Annotated in this window: 14 protein-coding genes; 7 read left to right on the top strand and 7 right to left on the bottom strand. The window is 56.2% G+C overall.

The window, feature by feature from the left end:
- Window positions 1-155: 155 nt before the first annotated feature.
- The 7 genes from ACH518_RS03125 (at window position 156) to ACH518_RS03155 (ending at window position 6,920) form a co-directional block, all read left to right on the top strand.
- Window positions 156-1,199, top strand: coding sequence for a tRNA (5-methylaminomethyl-2-thiouridylate)-methyltransferase (locus tag ACH518_RS03125; RefSeq protein ID WP_140913450.1), 1,044 nt, complete (start codon window positions 156-158; stop codon window positions 1,197-1,199).
- Window positions 1,196-1,420 carry a sulfurtransferase TusA family protein gene (locus ACH518_RS03130; protein WP_445371829.1) on the top strand — a complete coding sequence of 75 codons (225 nt, stop codon included), beginning with the start codon at window positions 1,196-1,198 and terminating at the stop codon, window positions 1,418-1,420. The genes ACH518_RS03125 and ACH518_RS03130 overlap by 4 nt, the downstream gene beginning before the upstream one ends.
- A 351-nt stretch (window positions 1,421-1,771) precedes the next feature.
- Complete coding sequence (locus ACH518_RS03135) at window positions 1,772-2,293, top strand: hypothetical protein (RefSeq protein ID WP_445371830.1); 522 nt, start codon at window positions 1,772-1,774, stop codon at window positions 2,291-2,293.
- A gap of 87 nt (window positions 2,294-2,380) precedes the next feature.
- Window positions 2,381-2,914 carry a hypothetical protein gene (locus tag ACH518_RS03140; RefSeq protein WP_445371831.1) on the top strand — a complete coding sequence of 178 codons (534 nt, stop codon included), beginning with the start codon at window positions 2,381-2,383 and terminating at the stop codon, window positions 2,912-2,914.
- A gap of 111 nt (window positions 2,915-3,025) precedes the next feature.
- Window positions 3,026-4,072 carry an IS110 family transposase gene (locus tag ACH518_RS03145; RefSeq protein ID WP_445371832.1) on the top strand — a complete coding sequence of 349 codons (1,047 nt, stop codon included), beginning with the start codon at window positions 3,026-3,028 and terminating at the stop codon, window positions 4,070-4,072.
- Window positions 4,073-4,758: 686 nt separating this feature from the next.
- Window positions 4,759-5,973, top strand: coding sequence for a bifunctional glutamate N-acetyltransferase/amino-acid acetyltransferase ArgJ (gene argJ, locus ACH518_RS03150; protein ID WP_445371833.1), 1,215 nt, complete (start codon window positions 4,759-4,761; stop codon window positions 5,971-5,973).
- 8 nt (window positions 5,974-5,981) lie between these two features.
- The gene (locus tag ACH518_RS03155; protein ID WP_445371834.1) at window positions 5,982-6,920 is read left to right on the top strand and encodes a Nudix family hydrolase; all 939 of its coding nucleotides are present in this window, start codon (window positions 5,982-5,984) and stop codon (window positions 6,918-6,920) included.
- A gap of 99 nt (window positions 6,921-7,019) precedes the next feature.
- On the opposite strand, the gene ACH518_RS03160 is transcribed toward ACH518_RS03155, so the two are convergent.
- From ACH518_RS03160 to thiC, 7 genes are all read right to left on the bottom strand, one after another.
- Complete coding sequence (locus ACH518_RS03160) at window positions 7,020-7,235, bottom strand: DNA gyrase inhibitor YacG (RefSeq protein WP_278210275.1); 216 nt, start codon at window positions 7,233-7,235, stop codon at window positions 7,020-7,022.
- Complete coding sequence (gene zapD / locus ACH518_RS03165) at window positions 7,235-8,008, bottom strand: cell division protein ZapD (RefSeq protein ID WP_445371835.1); 774 nt, start codon at window positions 8,006-8,008, stop codon at window positions 7,235-7,237. Before zapD ends, ACH518_RS03160 begins: the two co-directional genes overlap by 1 nt.
- On the bottom strand, window positions 8,005-8,616 hold the full coding sequence (coaE, locus tag ACH518_RS03170; RefSeq protein ID WP_445371836.1) for a dephospho-CoA kinase: 612 nt from the start codon (window positions 8,614-8,616) through the stop codon (window positions 8,005-8,007). Before coaE ends, zapD begins: the two co-directional genes overlap by 4 nt.
- Window positions 8,617-8,619: 3 nt before the next feature.
- Window positions 8,620-9,486, bottom strand: a complete 867-nt coding sequence (locus tag ACH518_RS03175; RefSeq protein WP_445371837.1) for a prepilin peptidase — start codon at window positions 9,484-9,486, stop codon at window positions 8,620-8,622.
- A 59-nt stretch (window positions 9,487-9,545) separates the two neighbouring features.
- A complete protein-coding gene (locus ACH518_RS03180; protein WP_140913441.1) occupies window positions 9,546-10,763 on the bottom strand; it encodes a type II secretion system F family protein in 1,218 nt (405 codons plus the stop codon).
- Between the two features lie 2 nt (window positions 10,764-10,765).
- Complete coding sequence (gene pilB / locus ACH518_RS03185) at window positions 10,766-12,481, bottom strand: type IV-A pilus assembly ATPase PilB (protein ID WP_140913440.1); 1,716 nt, start codon at window positions 12,479-12,481, stop codon at window positions 10,766-10,768.
- A 168-nt stretch (window positions 12,482-12,649) separates the two neighbouring features.
- On the bottom strand, window positions 12,650-14,518 hold the full coding sequence (thiC, locus tag ACH518_RS03190) for a phosphomethylpyrimidine synthase ThiC (protein ID WP_445371838.1): 1,869 nt from the start codon (window positions 14,516-14,518) through the stop codon (window positions 12,650-12,652).
- Between the last annotated feature and the right edge of the window lie 2 nt (window positions 14,519-14,520).

The following is a 14,520-nucleotide window of genomic DNA, read 5'->3' on the forward strand; positions in this document are numbered from 1 at the left end:
TTCGCCGCTCGCACTCACCCCGGCGTACGGCAACCGACACATTCGCAAGCCCTTGTTATCTGTGGGCTTTTACAGCCCGTCGCCGCATTCGGCTTAACCCTGAACGCCTAATCCGCAGTATAATGCTGCGTTTTTTCCGTTAATTCCCCCCCGTTATGAGTCAACAACGAAAAGCCGTGGCGCTGATTTCCGGCGGCCTGGATTCCATGCTAGCCTGCCAGACCATCATGAACCAGGGCATCCATGTCGAAGGCATCAACTTCTTTACCGGATTTTGCGTCGAAGGCCACACCCACGCCATCCGCAAGCAGGATGCCGACAAGGTCAAGCGTAACAACGCACTGTGGGTAGCCGAACAACTCGGCATCAAGCTGCACATCATCGATATCATCGAAGAATACAAACAAGTGCTGCTGAACCCCAAACACGGCTACGGCGCCAATCTGAACCCGTGCCTGGACTGCAAGATCTTCATGGTCAACAAGGCCAAGCAGTGGATGCAGGAAAACGGCTTCGATTTCATCATCACCGGCGAAGTGGTCGGGCAACGGCCGATGTCGCAACGCAAGCAGACCATGCCGATCGTCGCCGCCGAATCCGGCGCCGACGACCTGCTGGTGCGGCCGCTGTCGGCGCAGAATCTGCCCGCCACCTTGCCGGAACGCGAAGGCTGGATCAGCCGCGACAAGATGTTCGGCTTCAGCGGCCGCTCCCGCAAACCGCAAATGAGCTTGGCCAAAGAATTCGGTTTTGCCGACTACGCCCAACCGGCCGGCGGCTGCTGCTTCCTAACCGACGAAAGTTATTCCTTAAAATTGACCGACCTGTGGCAGGCCCGCGGCAAGCGCGACTACGATCTGGACGACATCATGCTGTTGAAGGTCGGCCGCCATATTCGCCCCCGCCCGCATTTCAAAATCATCGTCGCCCGCGAGGATGGCGAAGCCCGCTTCATGAGCGGCTATAAAAAAGAGTTCGTCAGCATGCATTGCACCAGCCACCGCGGGCCGTTGGTGCTGATCGACGGCGAAGTCGGCGAAGACGATTTGGCCTTGGCCGGGCAAATCCTGGCACGTTACGGCCAGGGCCGCGACGCCGAGCAAGTCGAAGTGACGATACGCGACCGCGCCGGTGCCGAACGTAATATTTTCGTAACGCCGTTGGCAGCCGAGCAAATTCCCGAGGAGTGGTTCGTATGAGCGAATTCACGTTAAACGCACGCCGGCTGCTGTGCCCGTTGCCGGTGATCCGCACCCAGGACAAGGTCAAGACTTTACAGCCCGGCGACGTATTGACCGTGGAATGCACCGATCCAGGGGTGATGCAGGATATTCCGGCCTGGTGTCGGATTAATGGGCATCAGGTGTTGGAGACTCGTGCGGGTGATGGGGAGTATGTGATTGTTTTGGAAGTGGGTTGAGTTTTTGGTTGTGTCGCTATCGCGACGGCTTGATTTGATGTCGGGTCTCGGCCCGACAGCCGAGTAACTTTTCTTTGTTTGGCCAAAGAAAAGTCACCAAAAGAAACGCCACCCGGACGCCGCTTTTTCCCTGCGCTCCTCGCTTTTGAACGGGGTTGACGAAAGGGGCTCCTGCCCCTCCGTCAACGCGATGCATCCCTGCATCGCCCCTACGGGCTAATCCGTCCAAAAGCTCCGGTGCTCGGCGCGGCATACGGGGGAACCCTCCCGATGGACAAAAACGGTTTATTTCCGACTAAGGAATGATATTCAGAATCCACTTAATCACTTGTTAGCCATCAAGGAGTACACATGATTCCGAGTTTCGTAGACGTACCATTTCAGATTTCGTTCTTCCTAGCTGCCAGCGTTCTGAATTTAATACTTGGAACTCTTGGTATCGTTGGTGCCTCGATCAATCTAGGGGTGCGGATTTTTGCAACCGAATCAGCAATCCTGAACCAAAAGCCTATGCCCGATAAGCCTCTAGTGGAATCCCTACGACAAGCAATTGATTCGGAGCTACAAGACCTCTCAGAGCGTCAGCCGCTCGGAAAGGTTGTCGGAATACTTGAGCGGCAGCTTTATCTGTATGGAATGGTCACACAAATTCACGCGTTCATAGGCGCCATATTGTTGTTCAAGGCGTTTAGTGGCTGGCTTACGACTCAAGCAAAAGACTCGCCGGAAGGTAAAAGCATGAAGACGCTTGCGCGCTTCTACTCGTACGCAATCGGCAACTTTCTATCACTTACGTGGGCTCTAATCATCTTCGAAGCCCTTCGTTGGATGGTACAGACGTATCCACCAATAAAGAGCCTGCTTTGGCTGTAGGCGCATGGCTAACAAAGCGCTCAGCCCGGACGGGCGGCAAAGGCCACGCACCGGTTAGATTGAAAGTTGGGCAAGAAGGAGTAATTGATGTCTGTTCTGATTGAAGCTATTTCCGTTGTTGTTCGTGCTGAGGACTTGCTAAAAAAGTTTCCCGGCGGATGGGATGCATTTAAAAGCATCATCCCAAATAGAACCCTATGCGCCGATAACGAAGTTGTCAGAGTTGGGTTCATGACTCCTCAGGACGTTGAATCGTTTATCAAGAAATTGCAACGGGCTGGTTTAGAGTTCTTGCGTGACGGAGAGGCAATTGATGTTGCCGTGGTTGACCAAATTCACGGCATCAGCTCCAAATGCGCTTGGCTTGAGTTCGGTCATGTGAGTATGGACGGCAGTGGGCCACGGATAGCCGCATGTCGGTTAGTTGGAAGTCGCATAAATCAAGTGATTACGCCGCCTGATTGGAAATACGAAGGTTCATTGAGTTCAACTTTCGGTTTCGTGCCAAGTGATCACGTAGCGAAAGGCATGAAATATCTTCGCCATGAAAATGGCCTTGATGTATATCTCAACCCCACTACTGGACAGGAAATATATGTCGGTCGTACTTGCGGGTCTTAACGCGGTAAGGTGCAATCCGTAGGGCAATGGGATGGACTCCTCCCTCCTAGCGGCATCGGGTGCCAGAGGGATAGACTAAAGCTATCCGACAAGCGGAAGGAGGAGTCCGAGATGAATGTTAAACGTATAGGAATTGATTTGGCAAAGCAGGTGTTTCAAGTGCACGGCGTCGATAGCCATGAGCAACCGGTACTGAAGAAAAAGCTCAAACGCGTGCAAATGCTGGCTTTTTTTCGGGATTTGCCGTCATGTTTGATCGGCCTGGAAGCCTGTAGCAGTGCCCACTACTGGGGACGAGAACTCGAAAAACTGGGTCATACCGTCAAATTGATTGCGCCGCAATTCGTCAAACCCTATGTCAAGGCGAACAAAAACGACGCCAATGATGCGGAAGCGATCTGCGAAGCGGTCTCGCGACCAACGATGCGTTTCGTAGCCATCAAGACGGTGGCTCAGCAAGACCTACAGGCCACGCATCGCATACGCAGTCAATTGGTCAGTCAGCGCACCGAGAAGGCCAATCAAATTCGCGGCTTGCTGGCCGAATACGGCATCGTCGTCGGACAACGCCTGGAAACCTTACGCAAAGCGCTACCGGGCTTATTGGAAGATGGTGACAACCACCTGACCAGCCACTTCCGAAGTTTGCTCAACGGTTTAAAAGACGATTTGATCGGCCTGGATGAGCGCGTCAAAGATCTGGATAAACGCATTCAACGCCAAGCCGATACCGATCCGGGCGCCAAACGTCTACAGCAAATTCCGGGCATCGGCCCGATTACCGCCACAGCCCTGGTCAGCGGCGTGGGTGACGGCAAGCAATTCAAGCGTGGACGGGACATGGCGGCTTGGCTAGGCTTGACGCCAGGTCAACATAGCAGTGGCGGCAAGGAACGGCTGTTGGGCATCAGCAAGCGCGGCGATGCCTACTTGAGGACCTTGTTGATTCACGGCGCACGGGCCGTGCTCAAAGTCGCCGGGCAAAAAGACGATCCGCGCAGCCGTTGGCTGCAAACCCTCAGCGAGCGGCGTAACAAAAACATCGCCGCCGTCGCCTTGGCCAATAAAAACGCTCGAATTGCTTGGGCGTTATTGAGCAAGAACATCGACTACCAACCGGACCGAGACCGGCCGGCTGGGGAATCGGCTTGGGCCTGACAGTAAACTGTCACGCCCAAACCGATTGAGATAAAAGAGCAATCCACTCGATTGCGAAGCATCACCCTGATGGCAACCGGACGAACCGGCGCTGGTAAAACCTGACTATTGCGTTGTGCCCAAGAGCACGTTAGGGCGATAAGGAACCAGCGCGCGAATAGCCCATTATGGCCAGAGCCTATGATGCTCAAGTAAGGCCGGATATACGTGTGCAGTCGTACCTTTTACCAACAGAAGTGATCCGCTTGCAAAACGGGAGGAGTCCATATACGTCAATAGGCGAAGCCGTATTGCGCCGCATGTTGGCCTTCGATTGTTCGGTGCATTACGCTATCGCTAATGCACCCTACGAGGGTTGAACAAAAAGCTTTGGTGTGTAAATTACTTGCCAAATTACGGGATGGTTTTGTCCCGTATGCCGCGCCGAGCACCGGAGCTTTCGGCGGGAACAGCCCGCAGGGGTGCGGCAGGGATGCCGCACATCGGCAGAGGGGCAGGAGCCCCTTCTGTCGATCCCCGTCGAAAGCGAGGAGCGCAGGGAATAAGCGGCATCCGGGTGTCTTTTCTTTTGGATACTTTTCTTTGGACAAGCAAAGAAAAGTATCGCGGTTGTCGGTCCGCGAACCGACACCCAAATAATCCGTCGCGATAGCGACACAAATTTAAAGTCTAAATCAGGTTACACAATGGCAGTAGGACAAATCGACTTCCCCACCATGCATGCCGTAAAAGGCATCAAACTCGGCTCCAGTAACGCCGGCATCAAACAAACCGTGCGCGACGACATCTTGGTCATCGCAATGGCCGAAGGCGGCAGTTGCGCGGCGGTATTCACCCAAAACGCCTTTTGCGCGGCGCCGGTACAGGTCGCCAAGGCGCATTTGCCGATGAACCCGCGCTGGCTGCTGGTCAACTCCGGCAATGCCAATGCCGGCACCGGCAAGCAAGGCTTGCAGGACGCCTTTGCCTGCTGCGCCGGTTTGGCTGGAGAAGTCGATGCGTTGGCGCAGCAAGTGCTGCCGTTTTCGACCGGCGTGATCGGCGAACCGCTGCCGGTGGAAAAACTGGCGGCGGCGCTGCCGGCCGCGGTCGCCAATCTGGCCGAATCGCATTGGGACCGGGCGGCGCGGGCAATCATGACCACCGACACCTTTCCGAAAGGCGCCTCGTTGAAGCTCGACATCGGCGGCCATCCGGTCGCGATTACCGGCATTTCCAAAGGCGCCGGCATGATCCAGCCCAATATGGCGACGATGCTGGGCTTTATCGCCACCGACGCCAAAATCGAGCAGGGTCTGTTGCAAGAGTGCCTGAATGCGGCGGTCGAGCAATCGTTTAACCGGATCACCGTCGACGGCGATACTTCGACCAACGACGCCTGCGTGGTATTGGCCAGCGGCTGCAGCGGCGCGCCGGAGATTTTGCCCGGCAGCGAGCATCTGGCGGCGTTCAGCGCAGCCTTGGCCTCGGTTTGCAAACGGCTGGCGGAGTTGATCATTCGCGACGGCGAAGGCGCCACTAAGCTGATGCGCATCATCGTCGAGCAAGCCCGCGACAGCGGCGAAGCGCTGCAAGTGGCAAAAACCATTGCCCATTCGCCGCTGGTCAAAACCGCGTTCTTCGCCAGCGACCCGAACTGGGGCCGGATATTGGCTGCCGTGGGCCGGGCCGGGGTCGAAAATATGGAGCTGGAGAAAATCGAGATTTACCTGGGTACGGTCTGCATCGTCGAAAACGGCGGTCGCGCGCCGTCTTACACCGAACAGGACGGCCAGCGGGTCATGAGCCAGCAGGAGATCGACGTCACGGTGCGTTTAGGCCGCGGCACGGCCAGCGAACAGGTGTTAACCTGCGATTTTTCCTACGATTACGTCAAAATCAACGCCGAATACCGCACTTAATTCCGCCCATGCTCCAGCCAAATAACGTGGTTCACGTCGCGGTCGGCGTCGTTCGCGACACGGCCGGTCGGATATTGATCGCCCGACGCGCTCAACACGCGCACCAGGGCGGCTTGTGGGAGTTTCCCGGCGGCAAGTTGGAACCCGGCGAGCCGGTGTTGCAGGCGCTAGCGCGGGAGCTGGAGGAAGAGGTCGGGATTCGGGTCGCCGCTGCCGAGCCTTTGATCAAAATCCACCACGATTACGGCGACCGCCGGGTGTTGCTGGACGTCTGGAACGTCAACTCGTTCAGCGGCGAAGCCCGGCCCTGCGAAGGCCAGGCCATGCAATGGGTTAGCGCCGGCCAGCTTTCCGACTTCACCTTTCCGGCCGCCAACCTGCCTATCATCGCCGCCGCCCGGCTGCCGGCGTATTACGCCATCCTGGAAGGTCCGGACGCGGAAACGGTCATCGCCAATTGCCGACGCATCATCGACAACGGCGTCAAATTAGTGCAATTCCGGGCCAAAACGCTAAGCGCGAACGACAAACAAACCGTGCTCGAACGAGTATTGCAGCAATGCCGGCAACACGCCGTCGAGGTGCTGGTCAACGCCGATCTGGATTTGGATATTAGTCAGGCACAAGGCATCCATTTGAGCAGCCGGGCCTTAATAAGACTGGATCGACGTCCGCCCGGAATGCGCTGGGTCGCAGCGTCTTGCCACAATTCAACGGAACTGCAGCATGCGCTGGCGATTGGGGTGGATTTTGCGGTGTTGGCGCCGGTCATGCCGACCGCATCGCATCCCGACACGCCGCCGTTGGGCTGGCAACACTTTAGCGAACTACTGGAATGCGCCAACTTGCCGGTGTTCGCCTTGGGCGGTTTGAGCCGGCAGGATTTGGTGCGGGCGCAAGCTGCCGGCGCCCAAGGCATAGCCGGCATCAGCGGCTTTTTGGCTTGAAGCGGCCTCTCGACAAAATCCCTTATTGCTGTTGACTACCACGTCCGAGCTTTGCAGCCACCTCATATCGGGCCGCAGTCAGACTCAGCACCGGGTGTGCTAACCCGCTTCACCGTCATCCAGGTTCGACAGGTCGGGGTTTTCGTCGTCCCAAACCGGCGGACCGGGAATCTTGTGCGCTTCGGTGGCCCAATCGCCGAGGTCGATCAGCTTGCAGCGCTCCGAGCAGAACGGTTTGAATTTTTCGGCGGCAACCCAGGCCACCGGTTTACGGCAGGTCGGGCAGGCGACTTGCGGCGGGGACTGCGCGGCCATCAGAACATGCAGCGGGTCAAATGGAATTCGATATCGTCCTGGGTTTGGCTCGGCCGGTTTTCATCGGCCGACGGGATCATGAAGCGGATGCTGAAGCGGTGTTTGCCGCCGCTGATCTCGGCGAAACAGCGCTGCTCCGGTTGCAAAGCCACGCGCAGCAACTGCACCGGATGGTTTTTATTGTCGAGTGCCAATTGAAAAAAACCTGCTTTGGCAAGCTCCGGGGTCGGAATACTGCTTTGGCGGATAAAGCCTAAAATCAGGTCGATCGCGACCCGGATATCGACAAACGGTTGGGTCCAACGCTCCAGATCTTTCTGCTGCTCTGCTTCGTCCTGCTCCAACCAGTAATGAAACGCCGGCAGATCGAACGAGCAACTGCCGCCGGGTATCGAATTACGCTGCGAAATACTTTGAAACAAATCGCTTTCCATCACGCTGATGCCGATCTTGCCGTTGGCGCTGTATAAATTGCGGCTGGCCTGATTCAAGTCTGCCAGAATTTCCTGCAGTTTTTCGTCGTCGACGCCGTGATTATGGGCCAATTGGTTCAACACTTTGGTGTGGCGGTCCAATTCTTTGATCAATTCGGATTTAAGATCGCTACGGCTGAAGATGGTCAGAATATCCAACAAGACGGAGATGGCGGCGCGTTTGTCGAAAACCGAAGCGCCCAACATGAAATGGCTGAGCTGTTGAAAGAGCTGCTCCAAGCGCATAAACACACGAATTCGTTCGTTGAGCGGGAATTCGTAGACTATTTGTGTATTCAAGCCGGTGGTGTCCTGGCGGTGGCTAAAAAAATATAGGAATTGTGCAGGCTTTTAACCTGTTCTGCAAGCAGCTCCGGCCCGGCGCTATTGTCGATCACGTCGTCGGCGCGGGCCAGCCGTTCCGGCCGCGACATCTGACTGGCCACGATGGCCTGCGCCTGTTCGGCGCTGAGTTTGTCCCGGGTTACGACCCGTTCGATCTGCAGGGGTTGCGGACAATCTACCACCAGGATCCGGTCCACAACATAAGGATTTTTAGATTCGAGCAACAACGGCACCGCAATCAGGCAGTAATCGGCCTGCAATGCCGCCACATCGGCGGCGATGCGGGCGTATACCCGCGGATGCATGATGGCGTCCAGCCGCCGCTTTTGCTCCGGATCGGTAAAGATCGCCTCGCGCAACTTGGGCCGATCCAGGCTGCCGTCGGTTTTCAACATGTCGGCACCGAATGTCTGAACGATGGCTTGCAAGGCCGGCTCGCCCGGTTCAACCAAGCGGCGGGCGATCAAATCGGCATCGACCACCGGCACGCCCAAGTCGGCAAACAGACGGCATACCGTGGTTTTGCCGCAGCCGATGCCACCGGTCAAACCGATTTTCAACATCGGTCACAGACCTGCAAGCCGCAGATACCAAGCATTCATTTGCTCACCCCACAATAGCGCCAGCCACCCGGCCATAGCCAGATAAGGCCCGAACGGAATCGGCTTGGCCGCATCGCGCCGGCAGAACACGATCATCGCGATGCCAATCACCGCACCGACCAGGGAAGACAACAAGATTATCAACGGCAAATATTGCCAGCCCAGCCAGGCGCCGAATACGGCCAGTAATTTGAAATCGCCGTAACCCATGCCGTCCTTGCCGGTCAGCAATTTAAAACCGTGGTAGACGCTCCACAAGCTTAAATAACCGGCTACCGCGCCGACGATACTGTCGCGGCTGTCGGCAAAAATGCCGAACACGCTGAGCAGCAAACCCAGCCAGACCAAAGGCAGCGTGATCGAGTCCGGCAGCAATTGCTGGTCGATATCGATAAAACTCAGTGCAATCAGACACCAGGTCAACGGCAACGCAAACGCCAGCGCCCAGCCGTAACCCAGTTGCCAAGCGACCAGCGCCGAACACAGGCCGGTAAAGGCCTCGATCGAAGGATAACGCCAACCGATTTTGTTGCCGCAGTTGGCGCATTTGCCGCCGAGCAGCAAGAAGCTCAGGACCGGGATGTTTTGATAGGCTTTGATTTCGGCTTTGCAAGCCGGGCAGTGCGAAGCCGGCAATAACAGATCGAAACGCTCGCCCGGGGCTTCGGCCGGCAATTCCAGGTATTCGCGGCACTCGCGCCGCCACGCAGCCTGCATCATCAGCGGCAGCCGGTAAATCACCACATTCAGAAAACTGCCGACCAGCAAGCCGAGTACTAAAGCGCTTGCGGCCAGAAAACCGGGAGATTGAGCTAAGACATTAAACAACATAGGTAAGCAGAAAAGACTGGCCGGTCCGCTGCCTGTAATAGGCCGGAACCGGCAACAGGTTAGATAGCGGCGCCCAATTTGAAGATCGGCAAATACATCGCCACGATCAAACCGCCGACCAAAATCCCCAAGATCACCATGATGATAGGCTCCATCAAACTGCTCAGGTTGTCGACCAAGTTATCGACCTCTTCCTCGTAAAAGTCGGCGACCTTGTCCAGCATGGCGTCGATCGAACCGGATTCTTCGCCGATCGCCACCATCTGTACCACCATATTCGGAAATATGCCGGTGGTTTCCAAGGCGAACTTCAATTGCTGGCCGGTAGCGACGTCGTCGCGCACCTTCATCACCGCCTCGTAAAACAAGATGTTACCGCACGCGCCGGCCACCGAAACCAAGGCTTCGACCAAGGGTACGCCGGCGGCCGACATGGTCGAGAGGGTTCTGGCAAAGCGGGCGATGGCCGATTTTTGCAAAATCATACCGACCACCGGTATTTTCAACAGAGTCCGATCCAGAAAATGGTTGAAGGCCTTCGAGCGCTTTTTAAAGTAGGTAAAGGTGTAGCCGGCGACAAACAGCACGCCGACCACGGCCCACCACCATTCCTGTACCCAGGCCGACAAATCGATGACGAATTTGGTGAACGCCGGCAAATCGGCGCCGAAGCCTTTGAACAAGTCCTCGAACACCGGCACCACGAACACCAGCAAAATGGCCGTAACGATAAACGCCACCACCAATACCGCCACCGGATAGGTCAACGCTTTCTTGACTTTTTTCTTGATCGACTCGGTTTTTTCCTTGTAAGTGGCAATCTTATCCAACAAGGTTTCCAATACCCCGGCGTGTTCGCCGGCTTCGACCAGATTGCAAAACAAGGCGTCGAAATAGAGCGGCTTACGACCCAATGCTTGCGCCAGCGTATCGCCACCCTCGACGTCGGCTTTGATCGACAACAGCATTTCCGACATGCTGGCGTTGTCGTGGCCCTTGCCGATGATATCGAACGACTGCACCAACGGTACGCCGGCCGCCAGCATGGTCGCCAATTGGCGGGCAAAAACGGCAATATCGCCCGGCGTGATTTTTTGCACCCGCGGACTGAACAAGGGTTTCGCCTTGGGTTTGATGCCGATCACCCGGATGCCCATCCGCCGCAGCTCGGCGCGAGCGATCACTTCGCTTTTGGCACTGATAGTGCCTTTGGTTTTCCGGTTTTGTTTGTCGAAACCGTCCCAATTGAATTCGATCTGCTCTTCTTGTTTTGCCATGATTATTCCGTGGTGACGCGGTCAATTTCTTCCAGCGAGGTGATGCCCTGGCGGATTTTCAACAAGCCGGAGGTGCGCAAATCGTTGATGCCTTCGCTGCGGGACAATTCGGCCATCTCCATCGCATTGCCGCCGCGCAGGATCAAGGCCCGCATTTTTTCGGTGATCGGCATCACCTGGTAAATACCGACCCGCCCTTTGTAGCCGTTATTGCAATGCTCGCAGCCCACCGGACCGTATATTTTGAAAGTGCCAAGTTCTTCCTTTTTGAAGCCGGCCGAGATCAGCGCGCTTTCCGGGTAATCCATTTCCTTCTTGCAATGCTCGCACAGACGCCGCGCCAAACGTTGCGCCATAATCAGCAAAACTGCCGAGACGATATTGAACGGCTCTATCCCCATCTGTACCAGCCGGTTGATGGTCTGCGGCGCGTCGTTGGTGTGCAGCGTCGACAACACCAAGTGGCCGGTTTGGGCTGCTTTGACCGCAATACTGGCGGTTTCATAGTCGCGGATCTCGCCGACCATGATGATGTCCGGGTCCTGCCGCAAGAATGCTTTGAGCGCTTCGGCAAAAGTCAACCCGGCTTTAGGGTTGACGTTGACCTGGTTGATGCCTTCTACAGTGATCTCTACCGGGTCTTCGGCCGTGGAAATATTGGTTTCGACGCTGTTCAGAATATTCAAGCCGGTATACAGCGACACCGTCTTACCGCTACCGGTCGGCCCGGTGACCAACACCATCCCGTAGGGTTTATGAATCGCATCCAGGAAATTTTTCTGCTGTTCCGGTTCGAACCCGAGTTTTTCGATACCGATCTGGGCGCTGGTCGGATCCAGAATCCGTAACACCACTTTTTCGCCGAACAAGGTCGGACAGGTGTTGACCCTGAAGTCGATGGCGCGGTTTTTCGAGATCTGCATCTTGATCCGGCCGTCCTGCGGCACCCGCCGTTCGGCGATGTCCATCTTGGACATGACTTTCAGTCGGGAAATGATCCGATTGGCGATACCGACCGGCGGACTCGCCACTTCCGACAGTATGCCGTCGGCGCGGAAGCGGATGCGGAACCGCTTCTCGAACGGTTCCATGTGAATATCCGATACGCCGCGCTTGATCGAATCCAGCAAAATCTTATTCACGAAGCGGACGATAGGCGCGTCGTCGATATCCGAACCCATAGCGTCTTCGGCCGGCTTGGCCTCGTCGCCGGCGGAAATATCGATGTTGTCCAGATCGTCGTCGAGCAGATCCTTCATCGACGTATCCGCGGCTTCCAGCGCCGTGTCTATCATTCTGATCAGTTTGTCTTCTTCGACCAGAATATTTTCGGTGTTGTGCCGGGTGTGGAACTTGATCTCGTCCAGGGCCTGGAAATTAGTCGGGTCGGCCGTCGCGACGAACAAACGGTTACCGCGTTTAAATAGGGGTAAGGCGTGGTGCTGGCGAATCAATTTTTCGCTGACCATTTTGATCGGCAGAAACGCGGGATCGATCGCGTCCAGATCGAAAAACGGCACGCCGAATTCGGCCGAGGCCAGCGTGGCGATGGTTTTGCTATCCGCGTATTTGTGTTCGACCAAATAGCTAATGAACGCCTGTTTGCGCTTTTGCGCCTCCTGTAAACAGGTCGCTGCCGACTCTTCTGTCAGCAGCCCCTTCTGAATCAGGCACTTAACCAGACCGCTAAAATGAATGTTGGAAGGTGCTGTCGCCATGAAAAAAGGTCAAGATTGGTTTTACTGCAGCTTTGTGCTGCAAATATAGATGAAGTAAGGATTTTATCCAAACTCGACACAGGATGTCGGCAACGGGCCGGCTACATAGCCGCGGGCGATAAATGCAGGGAGGCAGCCGCCGGAGACCGGCGGCTGCAGAGACAACGCTTAAACTTCGTGATAAATCGCGGCGCCTTCTTCGAGAAATTGCTTGGACTTCTCTTCCATGCCTATTTTCAAAGCTTCCGCTTCTTCCAGGCCTTTTTGCTCGGCATAGTTGCGCACGTCCTGGGTGATTTTCATCGAGCAGAAATGCGGGCCGCACATCGAGCAGAAGTGAGCAACCTTGGCCGATTCCTTGGGCAGGGTTTCGTCGTGGAAAGAACGGGCTTTCTCGGGGTCCAGCGCCAAATTAAACTGGTCTTCCCAGCGGAATTCGAACCTAGCCTTGGACATCGCGTTGTCGCGGATCTGCGCGCCGGGGTGGCCTTTCGCCAAGTCGGCGGCGTGGGCGGCGATTTTGTAGGTGACGATGCCTTCGCGGACGTCCTGCTTGTTGGGCAAGCCCAGATGCTCTTTCTGGGTCACATAGCAGAGCATCGCACAGCCGTACCAGCCGATGTTGGCGGCGCCGATCGCCGAGGTGATGTGGTCATAGCCGGGGGCGATATCGGTGGTCAAAGGCCCCAAGGTATAGAACGGCGCTTCGAAGCAATCTTCCAGCTGCTTGTCCATGTTGACCTTGATCATTTGCAACGGCACGTGGCCGGGGCCTTCGATCATGGTTTGCACGTCGTGTTTCCAGGCGATTTGAGTCAGTTCGCCCAAGGTTTCCAGCTCACCGAACTGGGCGGCGTCGTTGGCGTCGTAAATCGAGCCCGGACGCAAGCCATCCCCCAGCGAGAACGACACGTCGTAGGCTTTCATGATTTCGCAGATTTCTTCGAAATGCGTATACAGGAAGCTTTCGGTGTGGTGCGCCAGACACCACTTGGCCATGATCGAGCCGCCACGGGAAACGATGCCGGTCAGGCGTTTGGCGGTCAGCGGCACGTGATGCAGGCGCACGCCGGCATGGATGGTGAAGTAATCGACGCCTTGCTCGGCTTGTTCGATCAGTGTGTCGCGGAAGATTTCCCAGGTCAGTTCTTCGGCCTTGCCGTCGACTTTCTCCAGCGCTTGGTAAATCGGCACCGTACCGATAGGCACCGGCGAATTGCGTAGAATCCATTCGCGGGTTTCGTGGATGTTTTTGCCGGTGGATAAGTCCATGATGGTATCCGCACCCCAGCGGATGCCCCACAACATTTTTTCGACTTCTTCTTCAATCGAGGAAGTGATCGCCGAATTGCCCAAGTTGCCGTTGATCTTGACCAGGAAGTTGCGGCCGATGATCATCGGTTCCAATTCCGGGTGGTTGATGTTGGCCGGGATGATGGCGCGGCCGCGCGCCACTTCGGAACGGACGAATTCCGGGGTGATAAAGGACTGAATGTTGGCGCCGTAGGAAAAGCCGGGATGCTGGCCTTGGTAACGGTCACGCATCGCTTCCAGGTTCTGGTTCTCGCGGATGGCGATATATTCCATTTCCGGCGTGATGATGCCTTTACGGGCGTAATACATCTGACTGACGTTATGGCCGGCTTTGGCGCGGCGTGGGTTGCGGGTCAGTTCGAAACGCAGGTGTGCGGTCTTGGGATCGTGCAGCCGCTCGTGGCCGTATTTTGAGGTCGGGCCGCTCAATAACTCGGTGTCGCCCCGCTCTTCTATCCATTTACCGCGCACCGAACCCAGGCCTTGGTGCAGGTTGATGTCGACATTCGGGTCGGTATAAGGGCCGGAAGTGTCGTAGACGAAAATCGGCGGATTTTTTTCAGCGCCGAAATGGGCCGGGGTATCGGACAGATTAATCTGCCGCATCGGCACCCGCATGTCGGGACGGCTGCCCTGGATGTAGATTTTTTCCGAGGCGGGGTAGGAATCGATTCTTACGCTACTGCCGGTGTCGGTAGTAATTTCATTGCGGACAGCGCTCATGC

It is taken from the genome of Methylomonas sp. HW2-6 (assembly GCF_052474525.1).